Raw genomic sequence first — 18,213 nt, 5'->3', positions numbered from 1 at the left:
CGGGCGTGGCCCAGGGGTGTTCTCCAGCTATTTAGTATTGGGAAGCCACAATGATTGGCATAAAAAGCATCGCCAGTTACGTGCCGGCAGACGGGATCGATAACTACGCCCAGGGTGCCAAATTCGCCAAGGATGAAGAGTTCATCATTGGCAAGATCGGTTCGGCGTTCTTGCCGCGCAAGGAAGCTGCGCAGGAAACCTCCGATCTGTGTGTCGAGGCGGTCAACGCTTTGTTTGCCAACAACCCGGATTTGAAGCGCGAGTCGATTGACGCGCTGATCGTCGTCACCCAGAACGGTGATGAAGAGGGCCTGCCGCACACGGCTGCCATCGTCCAGGACAAACTCGGCTTGCCGACCCACGTCGCTGCGTTCGATATTTCCTTGGGCTGCTCCGGCTACGTCTACGGCATCTACGCGATGAAGGGCTTCATGGAAGCCGCCGGCCTGAAAAACGGCCTGCTGATCACTGCCGACCCGTACTCCAAGATTGTCGACCCGGAAGACCGCAACACCACCATGCTGTTCGGCGATGCCGCTACGGCTACCTGGATGGGCGAAGACGCGCCGTGGTTGCTGGGCAAGTCCAAGTTCGGCACCGACGGTTCCGGCGCGCCGCACCTGAAGGTCAGCGATGGCGTGTTCTTCATGAATGGCCGTCAGGTATTCAACTTCGCCTTGCTCAAGGTGCCGGCGCATTTGCACGAGCTGCTCAATGAGTCGGATCTGAAGGCCGACGAGATCGACGCGTTCTGCATCCACCAGGGCAGTGCGGCGATTGTCGACGCGGTGGCGCGACGCTTTGAAGATGCACCGGTGGACAAGTTCATCAAGGACATGGTCGAGACCGGCAACACTGTGTCGTCGAGCATTCCGCTGCTGCTGGAAAAGCACGTGATGGACGCCACCTGGAAGCGCGTGGCCATCAGCGGGTTTGGTGTGGGCTTGTCTTGGGGGTCGGCGATTCTCTATCGTTCTTGATGCCTTGATAGTCTCAATAAAAAACGCCGAGGCTCGAAAGAGCTTCGGCGTTTTTTATTTGGCGCCAGAAAACCCAATGAAAACGGGGTTTCGGAACCGCGTAAACCCTTGAATTGCAAGGGGTGGCACGGCGCCAGTAAAAAAATCAAAAAAAATCCTCAAGCAACCGGCTACCACGACGATAACTATTACGTAGGTTCTCTAGGCCACACCCGGCGGATGCCAGGGCCGGAAGCCGCAGTATCCATCCAACGAGGATTTCGTCATGGCTTTAACAGTAAATACCAACCTTGCATCGTTGACCGTTCAGAACAACCTGAACAAGGCTTCCGGCTCCCTGCAAACCTCCATGCAGCGCCTGTCCTCTGGCCTGCGTATCAATAGCGCCAAGGACGATGCGGCCGGCCTGCAAATCTCCAACCGTCTGACCAGCCAAATCAACGGCCTGGGCACTGCCATCAAGAACGCCGGTGACGGTATCTCCATCGCGCAAACTGCTGAAGGCGCGATGCAGGAATCCACCAACATTCTGCAAAAAATGCGTACCCTGGCACTGCAATCCGCCAACGGCTCGCCAAGCGAAGACGACCGTAAGTCGAACAACGCCGAATACGCTGCACTGACTGCAGAACTGACCCGTATTTCCACTACTACCACTTTCGGTGGTCGTAACCTGCTGGACGGTTCTTTCGGTACTACCGCTTTCCAAGTAGGCGCCAACGCCAACCAGACGATCAACATGACTCTGGGTGACGTGTCGGCCAAGGCCATTGGTTCGCAGCAACTCAAAACTGCTGCCATCAAAGCAGGTACTGGCTTTACTCCAGACACCCTGACCCTGACCGGTAGCGGCGCTGCTCCTACTGTTGCTGTGACTGCGGCTGACACTGCCGGCTCCCTGGCTTCCAAGATCAACGCTGCGGGCGTCAGTGGCCTGGCTGCAACTGCCAGCACTGAAGCTCAGTTCACTTTCAACTCCGCGACTGTCAACGCTACTGCACCGGCCAACTTCAGCCTGACTATCGGTGGCGCCACTGTTAAGTTCGTTGGTGTAACCGACGCTTCCAGCATGGCAGAACAGTTGAAGTCCAACGCTGCCAAACTGGGCATCAGCGTTAACTACGACGCCAAGCTGGGTAACCTGTCGATCAAGTCCGACACCGGTGAAAACATCACTGTAGGCGGTTCTAACGCTGCTGCGGCAGGCATTAGCATCAACACCAAGGGTGGCGACGGTGCCTATGTTGGTGCCAACGCAACCGCTCTGGCTGACAACCTGGTTGCTGTAGGTGCTATTTCCCTGAACTCCAGCAGCAGCTACTCCGTTGCAGGTGCTGCCGGTGCTACTGCCCTGTTCGGTGCTACCTCTATCAGCTCGCAGAAAACCGCTGTTTCCGACACTAACGTGCTGACTTCCACCAGCGCTCAGAACGCTGTCGACGTGATCTCCCAGGCGATCTCGAACATCGACTCCCAGCGTGCTGACCTCGGTGCGGTCCAAAACCGTTTTGACAGCACTGTTGCGAACCTGCGCAGCATCTCGGACAACTCCACTGCAGCTCGTGGCGTGATCCAGGACGTTGACTTCGCATCTGAAACAGCTCAGCTGACCAAGCAGCAAACCCTGCAGCAGGCGTCCACTGCGATCCTGTCGCAAGCTAACCAGCTGCCGTCTGCCGTACTGAAGCTGCTTCAGTAACAGCGATGCTTGATGACTGACGGAAGGGCGCGTTTACGTGCCCTTTTGTCTTTTACGTGATGAGGAGATTGGACATGGACATGAGCGTCAAGTTGAACCTGTCTTATCCAGCGCCGGCACAACAGAATGTGTCTGCACCCGTAAATGTGATCGCCGACCAGATCGATACCAAGCCGGACACCAAGATCCAGCCTGCGACTGAGCCCAAGCGTGCTGATCTGGAAAAAGCGGTCTCGGATATCCGAGAATTTATTCAGGCTACCCAGCGCACACTCGATTTTTCCATTGATGATTCGACCCACCAGGTTGTGGTCAAGGTCATTGCTACCGAGAGTGGTGAAGTGATTCGCCAGATCCCTTCGGAAACGGCTTTAAAACTCGCTCAAAGCCTTCACGATGCCAGCAGTCTGCTGTTTGACGCGAAGGCCTGAAGTGGCATGAATTTTGTTGCTGGTGCTGTTCGAGACGTAGTCCGTCAATAAAGCATCAGCCTTTGAATTAGGAGAAAGACGATGGCAGGTCCAACGATTAGCGGCCCGGGTTCGCATATCGATACCCAGGCAATTGTGAAATCTCTGGTGGACGCTGAAAAAGCGCCCAAGCAAACAGCGATCAACAACCAGACGCTGAAAGCTACCACCCAGCTATCGTCAATCGGGAAAATTCAGGCGGCCCTGGATGCTTTCCGTGGCGCCATTGACAATATGTCGAAGAACACCAGTTTCAGTGGTTTGTCGGCAACATCCTCGGATGAGAAAGTCTCCACGGTCACCATGGGGACTGGCGCGTCTTCGGGGAGCTACTCGCTGATCGTTACCCAGTTGGCGACGGCCTCGAAGGTATCTACAGCAAACTTCAAGGGCGGCGCCAACACGGTTGTCAACAGCGGTACAGCCCCTACCACGCTGACGATCACTCAGTCCGGAAAAGACTACGATCTTAATATTCCGGCGGGTTCGACATTGCAGCAGGTACGTGACTCCCTGAATACTCAGTTTGCTTCGGCAGGCTTGAGTGCAAACATTTTGACTGACTCCAATGGCTCTCGCCTGGTTGTTACTTCAACGACCACTGGTAAAGGGACGGACCTGACCCTTTCGGGCAATTCGGGCCTGGATGTGGGGGCGACCGTGGTGGGTAATCCTCCGCAAAACGCCAAGTACACCCTCGACGGGAGTGAGCAAGAGTCCACAAATAATACGCTGGCTGACGCAATTAGTGGCGTTACGATCAAGTTGTTGGCTGAGTCGCCAAAGACGACGGGTACGCCGCCTGTGCCGATTGCAAGCACTATCTCTGTGGCGGCCAGTAACGCCACCTTGAAGTCATCGGTGAAAGGTTTTGTCGACACCTACAACGCACTGATGAAGGCGATCAACACCGAAACCGTTGCCACAAAGAACCCTGATAATTCCATTACCGCCGCAGCGCTTACCGGGGATGCTCAGGTTCGCTCGTTGGTGACGTCGGTTCGTAACGAGTTGAACGCGTTATCGGGAACTGGGGCGCTTAAATCTCTTGCGTCTTTCGGTATTTCCACCGATCAGAAAACCGGTTTGCTGTCGATCGATGATAAGAAGTGGGACGCTGCACTAAAGACCAACTCGACGGACATTAACAGTGTTTTCAGTGGTGATAATGGTCTGTTGGCGCGCATGACGAAGGCGACGGCCAGCTTCGCTCAAAGCAATACGGGTGTATTTGCGAAACGATCCTCGAGTCTGAGTGACAGTCTCACTGATTTGAAAAAACAGCAGGATGCCTTGGATCAGCGTATTGCCGGCCTGCAAACCAGCCTGACTGCGAAGTACACGGCAATGGACGGCTTGGTCGCACAGCTGAATGCCCAGAAAGACAGTGTTCTGGGGACTCTCAACGCGTTGAACAATGCCAAGAACAACTGATTCCACTGCGTTGCCTGGCGCGCCGAGCCGGGGTGCCGGGTATCTCCCTTGGCGGTTCGGGTTAAAGTTTTTTGCGACACAGTCGACATATTAATCAGAGCCTTCTTATTTAGCTGTGCCGGTTACGAGGTAGAAACATGAATCCCATGAGAGCCCTTCGCCAATATCAGAAGGTCAATTCCCATGCTCAAGTCTCCGAGGCGAGCCCCCATCGCTTGGTACAGATGTTGATGGAGGGGGCGTTGGATCGTATGGCCCAGGCCAAAGGCGCTATGGCCCGTGGCGATATCGCACAGAAGGGGCTGCTGCTGGGTAAGGCCGTGGATATTCTTGTCGGTTTGCGCGACGGTCTGAATCCAGAAAAAACCGATGATCCTGCAGCGTTGCAGCAATTGGATAATTTGTACGCTTACATGAGCACGCGTTTAATGGAAGCGAACCGTCAAAACGACGTTGCGATGATCGATGAAGTCGCCGGGCTGATGATTACGTTGAAGGAAGGCTGGGACGGGATTGCAACACTGTAGGCCAATTGGCCTGAGGATGATGTCATGAGTCATGCACTGCAAAAGATCGACGAAACCCGTGATGCCTTGGTTGGCGCGCTGGCTGAGCGTAACTGGGATGCCATTGGTGAGCTGGATTTGGGGTGTCGTGCGGTGATTGATCAAGTGCTCTGCGAAGCGCCGGTGGACGAAGACATGCTGCGCCAAAAGTTGGAGGGCCTGCTTGCTGTCTATGAGCGTTTGTTGGAAGTGACGAAGGGCGAACGCCAGGCGATTTTCGAAGAGATGTCGCAGATCAACCAAGCGAAAAATGCGTCAAAGGTTTACCATCTGTTCGGCTGAACTGGCTCAGTTAATCCGAACGCGCGTCATAAATTTGACTGCGCGCGATTTTTTGACTTAACTAGTGCTGTTTTCAGAATTCAGACGGCTGTGGGCAGAAAAAGCCTACAGCCATCTAGATTGCCCCGACTCGAGGGCATTTGAGTTAACTAGGGAAGTTGCTATTGCATGTGGCGTGAAACCAAAATTCTGCTGATTGATGACGATAGCGTGCGCCGCCGCGATTTAGCGGTGATTTTGAATTTTCTTGGCGAAGAAAATCTGCCCTGCGGCAGCCATGATTGGCAGCAGGCGGTCAGCTCATTGTCATCGAGCCGTGAAGTCATTTGTGTGCTGATCGGGACGGTAAACGCTCCTGGCGCTGTTTTGGGCCTGTTAAAGACACTGTCAACCTGGGATGAGTTCCTTCCCGTGTTGCTGATGGGCGATATTTCTTCCGTCGACCTGCCCGAAGACCAGCGCCGCCGGGTGCTTTCCACCCTGGAAATGCCCCCCAGCTACAGCAAATTGCTCGATTCCCTGCACCGTGCCCAGGTTTATCGCGAGATGTACGACCAGGCCCGCGAGCGCGGCCGTCACCGCGAACCCAACCTGTTCCGCAGCCTGGTCGGCACCAGCCGCGCCATCCAGCACGTACGCCAGATGATGCAGCAAGTGGCCGACACCGATGCCAGCGTGCTGATCCTCGGCGAGTCGGGCACCGGCAAGGAAGTGGTTGCGCGCAACCTGCACTATCACTCCAAGCGCCGCGACGGGCCTTTCGTGCCGGTCAACTGCGGGGCGATCCCGGCGGAGCTGCTCGAAAGCGAATTGTTTGGCCACGAGAAGGGCGCCTTTACCGGGGCGATCACCAGCCGTGCCGGGCGTTTCGAGTTGGCCAACGGCGGCACGCTGTTCCTCGATGAAATCGGCGATATGCCGTTGCCAATGCAGGTCAAGCTGCTGCGCGTGTTGCAGGAACGTACCTTCGAGCGCGTGGGCAGCAACAAGACCCAGAGCGTCGACGTGCGCATCATCGCAGCCACCCACAAGAACCTCGAAAGCATGATCGAGGTCGGCAGCTTCCGCGAAGACCTGTACTACCGCCTCAACGTATTCCCGATCGAGATGGCCCCGCTGCGCGAGCGCGTGGAAGACATCCCGCTGCTGATGAACGAACTGATCTCGCGCATGGAGCACGAAAAGCGTGGTTCGATCCGTTTCAACTCTGCCGCGATCATGTCCCTGTGCCGCCACGGCTGGCCGGGCAACGTCCGCGAGTTGGCCAACCTGGTGGAACGCATGGCGATCATGCACCCCTACGGCGTGATCGGCGTGGTCGAGCTGCCGAAGAAATTCCGCTACGTCGACGACGAAGACGAGCAACTGGTCGACAGCCTGCGCAGCGACATGGAGGAGCGCGTTGCCATCAATGGTCATGCTCCGGACTTCAGCAACACCGCGATGCTGCCGCCCGAAGGCCTGGACCTGAAGGACTACCTCGGCAACCTGGAGCAAGGCCTGATCCAGCAAGCCCTGGACGATGCCAACGGCATTGTCGCTCGTGCCGCCGAGCGCCTGCGCATCCGTCGGACCACCCTGGTGGAGAAGATGCGCAAGTACGGCATGAGCCGCAAAGAAGGTGATGAACAGGCGGATGATTGACGCCTGTTTTTCAACTGACTGAAAACTAAGCCTATTTTTTTAGGCACGGGTATTGCTACAGCCCTCGCAACGTTCCGTTTAACTGACGGTCAGCCAAGCGAGAGAGCATGATGCCCCACGCCGCCCAACATTCTTCCAGTCCTGCCATTGCGGGGCTGGTTCCCTCTGTAGAACAGCAAAGCCGCCAGGGCCTGGAACAGGCCTTTTCGCTGTTCAATCAGATGTCCAGCCAATTGACCGATTCCTACAGCCTGCTCGAAGCCCGGGTTTCCGAGCTTAAAGGTGAACTGGCGGTGGTCAGTGCCCAGCGCATGGAAGAGTTGGCCGAGAAAGAACGCCTGGCCAACCGTCTGCAAAACCTGCTGTCGCTGCTGCCCGGCGGGGTGATCGTCATCGACGAAGAAGGCCGCGTGCGCGAAGCCAACCCGGCTGCCTGCGACATGCTTGGCCTGCCGCTGGAAGGCGAGCTGTGGCGGCATGTCATCACCCGCTGCTTTGCGCCGCGTGAAGATGACGGTCACGAAATTTCCTTGAAAGACGGTCGCCGCTTGTCCATTGCCACTCGTTCCCTGGACGCAGAGCCAGGCCAACTGGTGTTGCTCAATGACCTGACTGAAACCCGTCACCTGCAAGACCAGTTGGCGCGCCATGAGCGTTTGTCGTCCCTGGGGCGCATGGTCGCTTCTTTGGCGCATCAGATCCGCACGCCGCTGTCGGCTGCCTTGATCTACGCCAGTCATTTGACTGATGAGCAATTGCCCGCCGCCACCCACCAGCGGTTTGCCGGTCGTCTCAAGGAGCGCCTGCATGAGTTGGAGCACCAGGTGCGCGACATGCTGGTGTTTGCCCGTGGCGAGTTACCGCTCACCGACCGCATCAAACCAGCCGAGCTGATGCAGGCCCTGCAAGCGGCGGCCGCTACCCATATTCAGGATGTCCAGGTGCGTTGGCAGTGCGACAGCCACCTCGGTGAGCTGCTGTGCAACCGCGACACGCTGGTGGGTTCGCTGCTCAACCTGATCGAAAACGCCACCCAGGCCAGCGGCCCCGGTGCGCGGCTCAAGGTGCACCTGTACAGCCGCGGGCAAAACCTGCGGCTGTGCATCAGTGACAGTGGCAGTGGTATCGAGCCCGCCGTGTTGCAGCGCCTGGGCGAACCCTTTTTCACCACCAAGACCAACGGTACCGGCCTGGGCCTGACCGTGGTCAAGGCAGTGGCACGTGCCCATCAGGGAGAATTGCAACTGCATTCCCGTGTCGGGCGTGGCACCTGTGCATTGATGACCTTGCCGCTGTTTTCCAGCGCGGCAAGCGCGGAGTAGAAAGGTTATGGCTATCAAGGTTCTGTTGGTGGAAGACGATCGCGCCCTGCGTGAAGCATTGGCTGACACGCTGCTGTTGGCGGGCCATGACTACCGGGCAGTCGGTTCTGCCGAGGACGCCTTGGAGGCGGTGGAGCAGGAGTCCTTCAGCCTGGTGGTCAGTGACGTCAACATGCCCGGCATGGACGGCCACCAGTTGCTCGGCCTGCTGCGTGCGCGCCAGCCGCAGTTGCCGGTGTTACTGATGACCGCCCACGGTGCGGTCGAGCGTGCGGTCGACGCCATGCGCCAGGGCGCGGCGGATTACCTGGTCAAGCCATTCGAACCTAAAGCGCTGATCGAACTGGTCGCGCGGCATGCCTTGGGCGTGATCTCCGCCAGTGAAGGCGAGGGCCCGATTGCCTTCGAGCCGGCCAGCGCACAATTGCTGGAACTGGCGGCCCGCGTGGCGCGCAGCGATTCCACTGTGTTGATTTCCGGCGAGTCCGGCACCGGCAAGGAGGTGTTGGCGCGCTACATCCACCAGCAATCGACCCGCGCCAAGCAGCCGTTTATCGCGATCAACTGCGCGGCGATCCCAGACAACATGCTCGAAGCCACACTGTTCGGCCACGAAAAGGGTTCCTTCACTGGCGCCATCGCGGCCCAGGCGGGCAAGTTCGAACAGGCCGACGGCGGCACCATCCTGCTCGATGAGATTTCGGAAATGCCCCTGGGCCTGCAAGCCAAGTTGCTGCGGGTGCTGCAGGAGCGTGAGGTTGAGCGCGTCGGCGCGCGCAAGCCGATCCAGCTGGATATTCGTGTGGTTGCCACCACCAACCGCGACCTGGCGGGCGAAGTGGCGGCGGGGCGCTTCCGTGAAGATTTGTTCTACCGGCTCTCGGTATTCCCGCTGGCCTGGCGCCCGTTGCGCGAGCGCCCGGCGGACATCATTCCGCTGGCCGAGCGCCTGCTGAACAACCACGTCAAAAAAATGAAGCATGCCCAGGCGCGCCTGTCGGCCGAGGCTCAGGCCTGCCTGATCGCTTATCCATGGCCGGGTAACGTGCGGGAATTGGACAACGCCATCCAGCGTGCGCTGATCCTGCAACAGGGCGGGTTGATCCAGCCCCAGGATTTCTGCCTGGCAATGGGCAGCGGTGCTGTGCCGTTGCCGACCTTGGCGCCGGCGCCCGGGGTGGTTGAAACCGAGACCGCCGGTGCACTGGGCGACGACCTGCGTCGCCGTGAATTCCAGATGATCATCGACACCCTGCGCTCTGAGCGCGGTCGCCGTAAAGAGGCCGCCGAACGCTTGGGCATCAGCCCGCGGACCTTGCGCTACAAGCTGGCGCAGATGCGCGATGCCGGGATGGATGTGGAAGCGTATCTGTTCGCCACATAACCGGTAACAAGGTCGACAAGGTTTGTCGCCTTTTCTTACGAGTTGATACAGAGCTGGCACCCTTGTTGCTACCTCCCTAGTAATTGCGGCGTAGCGTCAAAAAACATGCGGGTTGTCGGAGAGAGAAGTTCATGAGCCAGGGTATTGAGTTCAATCGGTTGATGTTGGATATGCGCTCCATGCAAATGGATGCCATGGCTCAACCGAAATCCGTCGCGCCAGCGCCGGAATTGGGCCAAAGCAGCTTCGCCGATATGCTCGGCCAGGCCATCAACAAAGTCAGTGACACCCAGCAAGCCTCCAGCCAGTTGGCCAACGCCTTTGAAATTGGCAAAAGTGGTGTGGACCTCACCGATGTGATGGTCGCCTCGCAAAAGGCCAGCGTTTCCTTCCAGGCCCTGACCCAAGTGCGTAACAAGCTGGTTCAGGCCTACCAAGACATCATGCAGATGCCGGTTTAAGGACGAGATTTAAGTCATGGCAGAAGCAGTCGTGGACAACGCACCCGCCAAGGCAGACGGCAAGCCGCCGCTGTTTGGCCTGTCGTTCCTGGAAAACCTCTCCGAAATGACCATGCTGCGTCAGGTGGGCCTGATGGTCGGCCTGGCAGCGAGCGTGGCGATTGGTTTTGCCGTGGTGTTGTGGTCGCAGCAACCTGATTACCGGCCGCTGTACGGCAGCCTGGCGGGCATGGACTCCAAGCAGATCATGGAAACCCTGGCCGCCGCCGACATCGCCTACACCGTGGAGCCCAACTCCGGGGCCCTGCTGGTCAAGGCCGACGACGTGGCCCGTGCGCGCATGAAACTCGCCGCCGCCGGCGTGACCCCGTCTGACAGCAACATCGGTTTTGAGATCCTCGACAAGGACCAGGGCCTGGGCACCAGCCAGTTCATGGAAGCCACCCGCTACCGTCGCGGCCTGGAAGGCGAACTGGCGCGCACTATCTCCAGCCTCAACAACGTCAAGGGTGCCCGCGTGCACCTGGCCATTCCGAAAAGCTCGGTGTTTGTGCGCGATGAGCGCAAGCCAAGCGCGTCGGTATTGGTGGAACTGTTTGCCGGTCGCTCCCTGGAGCCTGGCCAGGTGTTGGCGATCGTCAACCTGGTTGCCACCAGCGTGCCTGAACTGAGCAAGTCGCAAATTACCGTGGTGGACCAGAAGGGCAACCTGCTGTCCGACCAGGCGGAAAACTCCGCGCTGACCCAGGCCGGCAAGCAGTTCGACTACAGCCGTCGCGTGGAAAGCATGCTTACCCAGCGTGTGCACAACATCCTGCAGCCGGTGCTGGGCAACGACCGTTACAAGGCTGAAGTGTCCGCCGATGTGGACTTCAGCGCCGTCGAGTCGACCTCCGAGCAATTCAACCCGGACCAGCCTGCCCTGCGCAGCGAGCAGTCCACCAGCGAACAACGCACCGCCGCCAATGGCCCGCCGCAGGGTGTGCCGGGCGCCCTGAGCAACCAGCCGCCAGCCCCGGCTTCGGCGCCGCAAACCACCGGTGGCACTGCTGCCAGCGCGGGTGCGATTCAGCCAGGCCAGCCACTGCTGGATGCCAACGGCCAACAGATCATGGACCCGGCCACTGGCCAGCCGATGCTCGCCCCGTACCCGGCGGACAAACGCAACCAGTCCACCAAGAACTTCGAGCTTGACCGTTCCATCAGCCACACCAAGCAGCAACAGGGTCGCGTCAATCGCCTGTCGGTGTCGGTGGTGGTGGATGACCAGGTCAAGGTCAATGCCGCCGATGGCGCCGTTACCCGTGCCCCATGGACCGCCGATGAATTGGCGCGCTTCACCCGCCTGGTGCAGGACGCTGTCGGGTTTGACGCCAGTCGTGGTGACAGTGTCAGCGTGATCAACATGCCGTTCTCTGCCGAGCGTGGCGAAGTGATCGCTGAACCGTCGTTCTACTCGCAGCCGTGGTTCTGGGACATCGTCAAGCAAGTGCTGGGCGTGTTGTTCATCCTGGTGCTGGTGTTCGGCGTGCTGCGCCCGGTGCTCAACAACATCACCGGCAACGGCAAGAAACAGCTGGCCCTGGCCGGTGGCGACGTGGAACTGGGTGGCATGGGCGGTCTCGACGGCGAACTGGCCAACGACCGCGTCAGCCTCGGCGGCCCGCAAAGCATTCTGTTGCCAAGCCCGAGCGAAGGCTATGACGCTCAGTTGAACGCAATCAAGAGTCTGGTGGCAGAAGACCCGGGCCGTGTGGCCCAGGTCGTGAAAGAGTGGATCAACGCAGATGAGTGATAATCGAGCCGCTGTTGCCAAGCTCACCAAGGTCGACAAAGCCGCAGTCCTGCTGCTGTCCCTCGGTGAAACCGACGCCGCCCAAGTGCTGCGCCACATGGGCCCCAAAGAGGTTCAGCGAGTGGGCGTGGCCATGGCGCAGATGCGCAATGTGCACCGCGAGCAAGTCGAGCAGGTGATGAGCGAGTTCGTCGAGATCGTCGGCGACCAGACCAGCCTGGGTGTCGGCTCCGACAGCTACATCCGCAAGATGCTCACCTCGGCCCTGGGCGAAGACAAGGCCAACGGCCTGATCGACCGTATCCTGCTCGGTGGCAACACCAGCGGCCTCGACAGCCTCAAATGGATGGAGCCGCGCGCCGTTGCCGACGTGATCCGCTACGAGCACCCGCAGATCCAGGCGATCGTGGTGGCCTACCTCGACCCGGACCAGGCCGGTGAAGTGCTCGGCCACTTCGACCATAAAGTGCGCCTGGACATCATCCTGCGTGTGTCGTCGCTGAACACCGTGCAGCCGGCGGCCCTGAAAGAACTCAACACGATTCTGGAGAAGCAGTTCTCCGGCAACTCGAATGCTTCGCGCACCACCTTGGGCGGTATCAAGCGCGCGGCCGATATCATGAACTTCCTCGACAGCTCGGTCGAAGGCCAGTTGATGGACTCGATCCGCGAGATCGACGACACCCTGTCCGGCCAGATCGAAGACCTCATGTTCGTGTTCAACAACCTCTCCGATGTCGACGACCGTGGCATCCAGGCGTTGCTGCGCGAAGTGTCCTCCGATGTGCTGGTACTGGCCCTCAAGGGTTCGGACGAAAACGTCAAAGAGAAAATCTTCAAGAACATGTCCAAGCGTGCCTCGGAACTGTTGCGCGACGACCTGGAAGCCAAAGGTCCGGTGCGCGTCAGCGACGTGGAAACCGCGCAGAAAGAAATCCTCACCATTGCCCGCCGTATGGCCGAAGCCGGAGAAATCGTTCTCGGCGGGAAGGGCGGCGAAGAAATGATCTAAGGCGCCTCTCATGTCGAACAAAGATGAGGCGCCCAGCGATCTGATTCGCGCACGGGACGTCGGTGGGTTCGACATCTGGTCGTTGCCCAGCTTCGATCCGCATGTGCCGGAGCCCGAGCCGGAACCGGTTGAAGAGCCACCGGCGGAAATGGAAGAAGTGCCGCTGGAGGAAGTCCAGCCACTGACCCTCGAAGAGTTGGAAGCCATCCGCCAGGAGGCCTACAACGAGGGGTTCGCGGCCGGTGAAAAAGATGGTTTTCGCAGCACCACCCTCAAGGTCCGCCAGGAAGCCGAGGAGGCGCTGAGCGTCAGACTGGCCAGCCTGGAACGCTTGATGGGCGGGCTGTTCGACCCCATCGCCGAGCAGGATGCGCAAATCGAAAAAGCCATGGTCGAGCTGGTGCAGCACATCGCCCGCCAGGTGATCCAGCGCGAGCTGGTGCTGGACTCCAGCCATATCGAAAGCGTGATGCGCGAAGCCCTCAAGCTGCTGCCCCTGGGCGTCGGCAATGTGCGGCTGTACATCAACCCGCAGGATTTCGAACAGGTCAAAGCCCTGCGCGAGCGCCATGAAGAAACCTGGCGCATCGTCGAGGACGCGTCGTTGCAGCCCGGTGGTTGCCGCGTCGAGACCGAACACAGTCGCATCGATGCCACGGTGGAAACCCGCATCAGCCAGATCATGGCCAAGCTGCTGGACCAAGCCCACGAGCAGGTGCTGAACCCTGCCGAGCCGGACCTCAGCCTGGACCTGGACGCCCCCGATGCGCCTTGATCGCACCAGCTTCGCCAAGCGCTTGAGCGGTTATACCGAAGCCGCCGAGTTGCCTGGCCAGCCGATCCTTGAAGGTCGCCTGCTGCGCATGGTCGGCCTGACCCTCGAAGCCGAAGGCCTGCGCGCCGCCATGGGCAGCCGCTGCATGGTGATCAACGATGACAGCTACCACCCGGTGCAGGTCGAAGCCGAAGTGATGGGCTTCTCCGGCAGCAAGATTTTCCTGATGCCTGTGGGCAGCCTGGCGGGCATTGCTCCCGGCGCCCGCGTGGTGCCCTTGGCCGACACCGGCCGCCTGCCGATGGGCATGAGCATGCTCGGCCGCGTACTCGACGGCGCCGGTCGCGCGTTGGATGGCAAGGGCGGCATGAAGGCCGAAGACTGGGTGCCGATGGACGGCCCCACCATCAACCCGCTCAACCGCAACCCCATCAGCGTGCCGCTGGACGTGGGCATTCGCAGCATCAACGGATTATTGACGGTCGGCCGTGGCCAGCGTCTGGGCCTGTTTGCCGGTACCGGCGTGGGTAAGTCGGTGTTGCTGGGCATGATGACGCGCTTTACCGAGGCTGACATCATCGTGGTCGGGCTGATCGGCGAACGGGGCCGCGAGGTAAAGGAATTCATCGAGCACAGCCTGGGGGAAGAAGGGCTCAAGCGTTCGGTCGTCGTCGCGTCCCCGGCGGACGATGCGCCGCTGATGCGCCTGCGCGCCGCCATGTACTGCACGCGTATTGCCGAATACTTCCGCGACAAGGGCAAGAACGTCCTGTTATTGATGGACTCGCTGACCCGTTTCGCCCAGGCCCAGCGGGAGATTGCCCTGGCCATCGGCGAACCACCGGCCACCAAGGGTTACCCGCCGTCAGTGTTCGCCAAGTTGCCCAAACTGGTGGAGCGTGCCGGTAACGCCGAAGCCGGTGGCGGCTCGATCACCGCGTTCTACACCGTGCTGTCCGAAGGCGATGACCAGCAAGACCCGATTGCCGACTCGGCGCGGGGTGTACTCGATGGTCACATCGTGCTGTCACGGCGCTTGGCTGAAGAAGGGCATTACCCGGCCATCGACATTGAGGCCTCTATCAGCCGGGTAATGCCGGCGGTAGTGACGCCGGAACACATGATCCGCGCGCAACAGTTCAAGCAATTGTGGTCGCGCTATCAACAGAGCCGCGACTTGATCAGCGTCGGCGCCTACGTGGCCGGCGGCGATCGCGACACCGACCTGGCCATCGCCCTGCAACCGCAGTTGGTGACCTACCTGCGCCAGGGCCTCAACGACAAGATCAGCATGGGCGAAAGCGAAGCGCACTTGCAGTCGATCTTCGCCCCGGCGCCGGGCGGCTAAACCATGGCCAACAGCCGCGCCGCACGCCTGGCTCCGGTGGTGGACATGGCCGAAAAGGCCGAGAAAACCGCCGTGCAGCGCCTGGGTTATTTCCAGGGGCAAGTCCGTTTGGCCGAAAGCAAGCTGGGCGACCTGGAGCGCTTTCGCGGTGAGTACCAGCAGCAGTGGATCGAGCGCGGCAGCAAAGGCGTGTCCGGACAATGGCTGATGGGCTACCAAGGCTTTCTCAACCAGTTGGAAACCGCCGTCGGGCAGCAGCGCCAGAGCCTGGCGTGGCATCAGAACAACCTCGATAAAGCCCGCGAAAGCTGGCAAGCGGCGTTTGCCCGGGTTGAAGGTTTGCGCAAGCTGGTGCAGCGCTACATTGACGAAGCGCGGGCGCTGGAAGACAAGCGCGAGCAGAAGTTGCTCGACGAGCTGTCCCAACGCATGCCGCGCAAAGACGTCTATTGAAAGTTGCCCGCGACGCCTTCTCCTGCTAAACCTTGTGTCATTGCCAATGACAAGGAAGCAGTCGCATGTCAGTCGAGTCAGAAGTATCCCTGGATGGGAAGAAGTTGACGATCGCCGTCAAGGGCCGGTTCGATTTCGGCAGCCACCAGACGTTTCGCGATGCCTACGAGCGTTTCTACAAGGTGCCCGAGTTGTACGTGGTCGACTTGAAGGACACCACCTACATGGACAGTTCGGCCTTGGGCATGCTCCTGCTCCTGCGTGACCACGCCGGTGGCGACGAGTCGGAGGTCAGGGTGGTCAACAGCAACTCCGACGTGCGCAAGATCCTCGCCATCTCCAACTTCGACAAACTGTTCGACATCAGTTGAGCGCCCTGGCCCCGGTCCTTGAGCCGCTGACGATCCTGATCGCCGAAGACAGCGCCGCCGATTTGCTGTTGCTGTCGACTATCGTGCGGCGCCAGGGTCACCAGGTACTCACGGCCACCAATGGCGCTGAGGCGGTCGAGGTGTTTACCCGTGAGCGCCCGCAACTGGTGTTGATGGATGCGCTGATGCCGGTGATGGACGGCTTTGAAGCGGCACGCCGGATCAAGCAGTTGGCGGGTGAGGCGTTGGTGCCGCTGATTTTCCTCACCTCCCTGCGCGAGAGCGAAGCCCTGGCCCAGTGCCTGGATGCCGGCGGCGATGACTTCCTGCCAAAACCCTACAACCAGCTGATTCTCGCGGCGAAAATCAACGCCATGGACCGCCTGCGCCGGTTGCAGGCCACGGTCCTGCAGCAGCGCGACCTGATCGCCAAGCATCACGACTACCTCCTGCATGAGCAGCGGGTGGCCAAGGCGGTGTTCGATAAGGTCGCGCATTCGGGCTGCATCAATGCCGCGCCGAATATCCGCTACCTGCAATCGCCCTACGCACTGTTCAACGGCGACCTGCTGCTGGCGGCCTATACGCCGTCCGGTGACATGCACGTGCTGCTCGGCGACTTCACCGGCCATGGCTTGCCGGCGGCGGTGGGGGCTATGCCTTTGGCCGAAGTGTTTTACGGCATGACCGCCAAGGGCTACGGCCTGGGACAAACCCTGCGGGAGATGAACGCCAAGCTCAAACGCATCCTGCCGGTGGACATGTTCTGCTGCGCCACCCTGTTGTGCCTGAGCACGCAGAGGCGGGTGGTGGAAGTGTGGAATGGCGGCATGCCGGAAGGCTATGTGCATGAAGTCGCCACCGGCAAACGCACTCCGCTGCAATCGCGGCACTTGCCGTTGGGGGTGCTGTCGGCCGAGGCTTTTGATGATCGCACTGAAGTCTGGCCTATGGCCCTGGGTGATCGGGTGTTCCTGTTGTCCGATGGCGTGCTGGATACCGCCGATGCCAACGATCAATTGTTCGGTGCCGAACGCCTACAGCAGGTATTTGCCGCCAATCGCGAGCCTGATCGTTTATTTGAAGAGATCGAACAGGCACTGGCGGCGTTTCGCGGTGAAGTGCGCGATGACGTGAGCATGGTGGAAATCACCTTGCAGCCTGGCCAGCAACTGCGTGCTTCGGGGCCGTTGTATGCAGACAGTGGGCAGTCGTGCCCGCTGGATTGGTCGGTGAGTTTCGAGTTTCGCGCTGAAACCTTGAAACGTTACAACCCGTTGCCCTATCTGTTGCAACTGTTGCTGGAGATCCATGGCCTGCGTGAGCAGAGCGGGGCGCTCTACAGTGTGATGGCCGAGCTGTATTCGAACGCGCTGGAGCATGGCGTGCTGGGGCTGGATTCGCGGCTCAAGCGCGATGCTCAAGGGTTTGCCGAGTATTACCGTCAGCGTAATGACCGCCTCGCGCAACTGAACAGTGGGTATATACGGGTGCATGTGCAGGTGGTGCCGGTTGGGGCGGGTGGGAAGATGACCCTGCGCCTTGAGGACAGCGGTCCGGGGTTTGATGTGGCGCAGGTGTTGGCGCGGCCGCTGGATGTCGACCGTTTGTCTGGCCGGGGCTTGAGCCTGGTCCGTCAGTTGAGTAGCCATGTAGGCTGGTCGGATGGCGGGCGTAGTGTCTGCGTGGAGTTTTGCTGGGAGGCTCTGGCATAATCCGCCGATTCTTGATCAAGGAGCGAGCAAGTGGTTGATCTACATCTGGACCCGGCGGTGTTGTCGGGTTTGCAGGAAGTGATGGAAGGCGAGTATCCGAAGTTGCTGGATACCTTTCTCGATGATTCCCAGAAGCGTGTCGAGGCGCTGCGCAAGGCTAGGGATGATGCCAAGGCGTTGGGGCGGATTGCGCATAGTTTCAAGGGGAGTAGTGGGAACCTTGGGGCGGTGCGGTTGGCGCAGTTGTGTCAGCGGTTGGAGGTTGAGTCTGTTGAGTCCAATGCAGATTTGGGGGCGTTGGTGGATCAGATTGATCATGAGTTTGCGTTGGTGAAGCCGTTGTATGAGACGGAGCGGCAGCGGTTTCAGATTTGATTGAGTACATATCCATTTCTGCGGTAACGGCTGCTTATGGTTCCGCTCTTACAGCGGGTCACTTTTTGAAGAGCGCAAAAAGTAACCAAAAACGCTCCGCCCCAACACTCGGCACCTCGCCTAGGCT

18 protein-coding genes are annotated in these 18,213 nt (G+C 59.6%); all 18 read left to right on the top strand.

Features of this window, described 5'->3' with window-relative positions; translation table 11 throughout:
* Positions 1 to 50: 50 nt before the first annotated feature.
* The 18 genes from HX793_RS17980 to HX793_RS17895 all read left to right on the top strand — a co-directional run bounded on the left by HX793_RS17980 (position 51) and on the right by HX793_RS17895 (position 18,086).
* Positions 51 to 980 (top strand): ketoacyl-ACP synthase III, encoded by a 930-nt coding sequence (locus tag HX793_RS17980; protein ID WP_016976557.1) that lies wholly within the window; start codon positions 51 to 53, stop codon positions 978 to 980.
* 265 nt (positions 981 to 1,245) lie between these two features.
* A complete protein-coding gene (locus HX793_RS17975; protein WP_016975629.1) occupies positions 1,246 to 2,679 on the top strand; it encodes a flagellin N-terminal helical domain-containing protein in 1,434 nt (477 codons plus the stop codon).
* Positions 2,680 to 2,753: 74 nt separating this feature from the next.
* Positions 2,754 to 3,110, top strand: a complete 357-nt coding sequence (locus HX793_RS17970; protein WP_016975630.1) for a flagellar protein FlaG — start codon at positions 2,754 to 2,756, stop codon at positions 3,108 to 3,110.
* Positions 3,111 to 3,191: 81 nt separating this feature from the next.
* Positions 3,192 to 4,583 (top strand): flagellar filament capping protein FliD, encoded by a 1,392-nt coding sequence (gene fliD / locus HX793_RS17965; RefSeq protein WP_016975631.1) that lies wholly within the window; start codon positions 3,192 to 3,194, stop codon positions 4,581 to 4,583.
* A 137-nt stretch (positions 4,584 to 4,720) separates the two neighbouring features.
* Entirely contained in the window at positions 4,721 to 5,110 is a 390-nt protein-coding gene (gene fliS / locus HX793_RS17960) for a flagellar export chaperone FliS (protein WP_016975632.1), read from the top strand.
* A gap of 24 nt (positions 5,111 to 5,134) precedes the next feature.
* Complete coding sequence (gene fliT / locus HX793_RS17955) at positions 5,135 to 5,431, top strand: flagellar protein FliT (RefSeq protein ID WP_177094450.1); 297 nt, start codon at positions 5,135 to 5,137, stop codon at positions 5,429 to 5,431.
* 168 nt (positions 5,432 to 5,599) lie between these two features.
* Entirely contained in the window at positions 5,600 to 7,075 is a 1,476-nt protein-coding gene (locus HX793_RS17950; protein ID WP_016975634.1) for a sigma-54 dependent transcriptional regulator, read from the top strand.
* Positions 7,076 to 7,185: 110 nt separating this feature from the next.
* Positions 7,186 to 8,397: a sensor histidine kinase gene (locus HX793_RS17945; RefSeq protein ID WP_256349142.1), complete on the top strand. Its 1,212-nt coding sequence runs from the start codon at positions 7,186 to 7,188 to the stop codon at positions 8,395 to 8,397.
* A 7-nt stretch (positions 8,398 to 8,404) separates the two neighbouring features.
* Positions 8,405 to 9,781, top strand: a complete 1,377-nt coding sequence (locus HX793_RS17940; RefSeq protein WP_016975636.1) for a sigma-54-dependent transcriptional regulator — start codon at positions 8,405 to 8,407, stop codon at positions 9,779 to 9,781.
* A 131-nt stretch (positions 9,782 to 9,912) separates the two neighbouring features.
* Positions 9,913 to 10,242 (top strand): flagellar hook-basal body complex protein FliE, encoded by a 330-nt coding sequence (gene fliE, locus HX793_RS17935; protein ID WP_015885194.1) that lies wholly within the window; start codon positions 9,913 to 9,915, stop codon positions 10,240 to 10,242.
* Positions 10,243 to 10,258: 16 nt separating this feature from the next.
* Entirely contained in the window at positions 10,259 to 12,037 is a 1,779-nt protein-coding gene (fliF, locus tag HX793_RS17930) for a flagellar basal-body MS-ring/collar protein FliF (RefSeq protein WP_016975637.1), read from the top strand.
* Positions 12,030 to 13,049 (top strand): flagellar motor switch protein FliG, encoded by a 1,020-nt coding sequence (gene fliG, locus HX793_RS17925; protein ID WP_010208743.1) that lies wholly within the window; start codon positions 12,030 to 12,032, stop codon positions 13,047 to 13,049. The genes fliF and fliG overlap by 8 nt, the downstream gene beginning before the upstream one ends.
* Before the next feature lie 10 nt (positions 13,050 to 13,059).
* A complete protein-coding gene (fliH, locus tag HX793_RS17920) occupies positions 13,060 to 13,824 on the top strand; it encodes a flagellar assembly protein FliH (protein ID WP_177061717.1) in 765 nt (254 codons plus the stop codon).
* Complete coding sequence (gene fliI, locus HX793_RS17915; protein ID WP_016975639.1) at positions 13,814 to 15,172, top strand: flagellar protein export ATPase FliI; 1,359 nt, start codon at positions 13,814 to 13,816, stop codon at positions 15,170 to 15,172. Before fliH ends, fliI begins: the two co-directional genes overlap by 11 nt.
* A 3-nt stretch (positions 15,173 to 15,175) precedes the next feature.
* Positions 15,176 to 15,625 carry a flagellar export protein FliJ gene (fliJ, locus tag HX793_RS17910; protein WP_016975640.1) on the top strand — a complete coding sequence of 150 codons (450 nt, stop codon included), beginning with the start codon at positions 15,176 to 15,178 and terminating at the stop codon, positions 15,623 to 15,625.
* A gap of 65 nt (positions 15,626 to 15,690) precedes the next feature.
* Positions 15,691 to 15,996 (top strand): STAS domain-containing protein, encoded by a 306-nt coding sequence (locus HX793_RS17905; RefSeq protein WP_016975641.1) that lies wholly within the window; start codon positions 15,691 to 15,693, stop codon positions 15,994 to 15,996.
* Entirely contained in the window at positions 15,993 to 17,711 is a 1,719-nt protein-coding gene (locus HX793_RS17900) for an ATP-binding SpoIIE family protein phosphatase (RefSeq protein WP_177061719.1), read from the top strand. The genes HX793_RS17905 and HX793_RS17900 overlap by 4 nt, the downstream gene beginning before the upstream one ends.
* Before the next feature lie 30 nt (positions 17,712 to 17,741).
* Entirely contained in the window at positions 17,742 to 18,086 is a 345-nt protein-coding gene (locus HX793_RS17895) for an Hpt domain-containing protein (protein WP_028617322.1), read from the top strand.
* Positions 18,087 to 18,213: the final 127 nt, after the last annotated feature.

This window comes from Pseudomonas reactans (assembly GCF_013387025.1).
Classification (GTDB): domain Bacteria; phylum Pseudomonadota; class Gammaproteobacteria; order Pseudomonadales; family Pseudomonadaceae; genus Aquipseudomonas; species Aquipseudomonas reactans.
This window is presented reverse-complemented; position numbering and strand designations above follow the sequence as displayed.

Bases quoted from the DNA above. Each gene is read 5' to 3' on its own strand.
- HX793_RS17980 (WP_016976557.1), top strand. From the start codon at position 51: ATGATTGGCATAAAAAGCATCGCCAGTTACGTGCCGGCAGACGGGATC.
- HX793_RS17975 (WP_016975629.1), top strand. From the start codon at position 1,246: ATGGCTTTAACAGTAAATACCAACCTTGCATCGTTGACCGTTCAGAAC.
- HX793_RS17970 (WP_016975630.1), top strand. From the start codon at position 2,754: ATGGACATGAGCGTCAAGTTGAACCTGTCTTATCCAGCGCCGGCACAA.
- fliD (WP_016975631.1), top strand. From the start codon at position 3,192: ATGGCAGGTCCAACGATTAGCGGCCCGGGTTCGCATATCGATACCCAG.
- fliS (WP_016975632.1), top strand. From the start codon at position 4,721: ATGAATCCCATGAGAGCCCTTCGCCAATATCAGAAGGTCAATTCCCAT.
- fliT (WP_177094450.1), top strand. From the start codon at position 5,135: ATGAGTCATGCACTGCAAAAGATCGACGAAACCCGTGATGCCTTGGTT.
- HX793_RS17950 (WP_016975634.1), top strand. From the start codon at position 5,600: ATGTGGCGTGAAACCAAAATTCTGCTGATTGATGACGATAGCGTGCGC.
- HX793_RS17945 (WP_256349142.1), top strand. From the start codon at position 7,186: ATGCCCCACGCCGCCCAACATTCTTCCAGTCCTGCCATTGCGGGGCTG.
- HX793_RS17940 (WP_016975636.1), top strand. From the start codon at position 8,405: ATGGCTATCAAGGTTCTGTTGGTGGAAGACGATCGCGCCCTGCGTGAA.
- fliE (WP_015885194.1), top strand. From the start codon at position 9,913: ATGAGCCAGGGTATTGAGTTCAATCGGTTGATGTTGGATATGCGCTCC.
- fliF (WP_016975637.1), top strand. From the start codon at position 10,259: ATGGCAGAAGCAGTCGTGGACAACGCACCCGCCAAGGCAGACGGCAAG.
- fliG (WP_010208743.1), top strand. From the start codon at position 12,030: ATGAGTGATAATCGAGCCGCTGTTGCCAAGCTCACCAAGGTCGACAAA.
- fliH (WP_177061717.1), top strand. From the start codon at position 13,060: ATGTCGAACAAAGATGAGGCGCCCAGCGATCTGATTCGCGCACGGGAC.
- fliI (WP_016975639.1), top strand. From the start codon at position 13,814: ATGCGCCTTGATCGCACCAGCTTCGCCAAGCGCTTGAGCGGTTATACC.
- fliJ (WP_016975640.1), top strand. From the start codon at position 15,176: ATGGCCAACAGCCGCGCCGCACGCCTGGCTCCGGTGGTGGACATGGCC.
- HX793_RS17905 (WP_016975641.1), top strand. From the start codon at position 15,691: ATGTCAGTCGAGTCAGAAGTATCCCTGGATGGGAAGAAGTTGACGATC.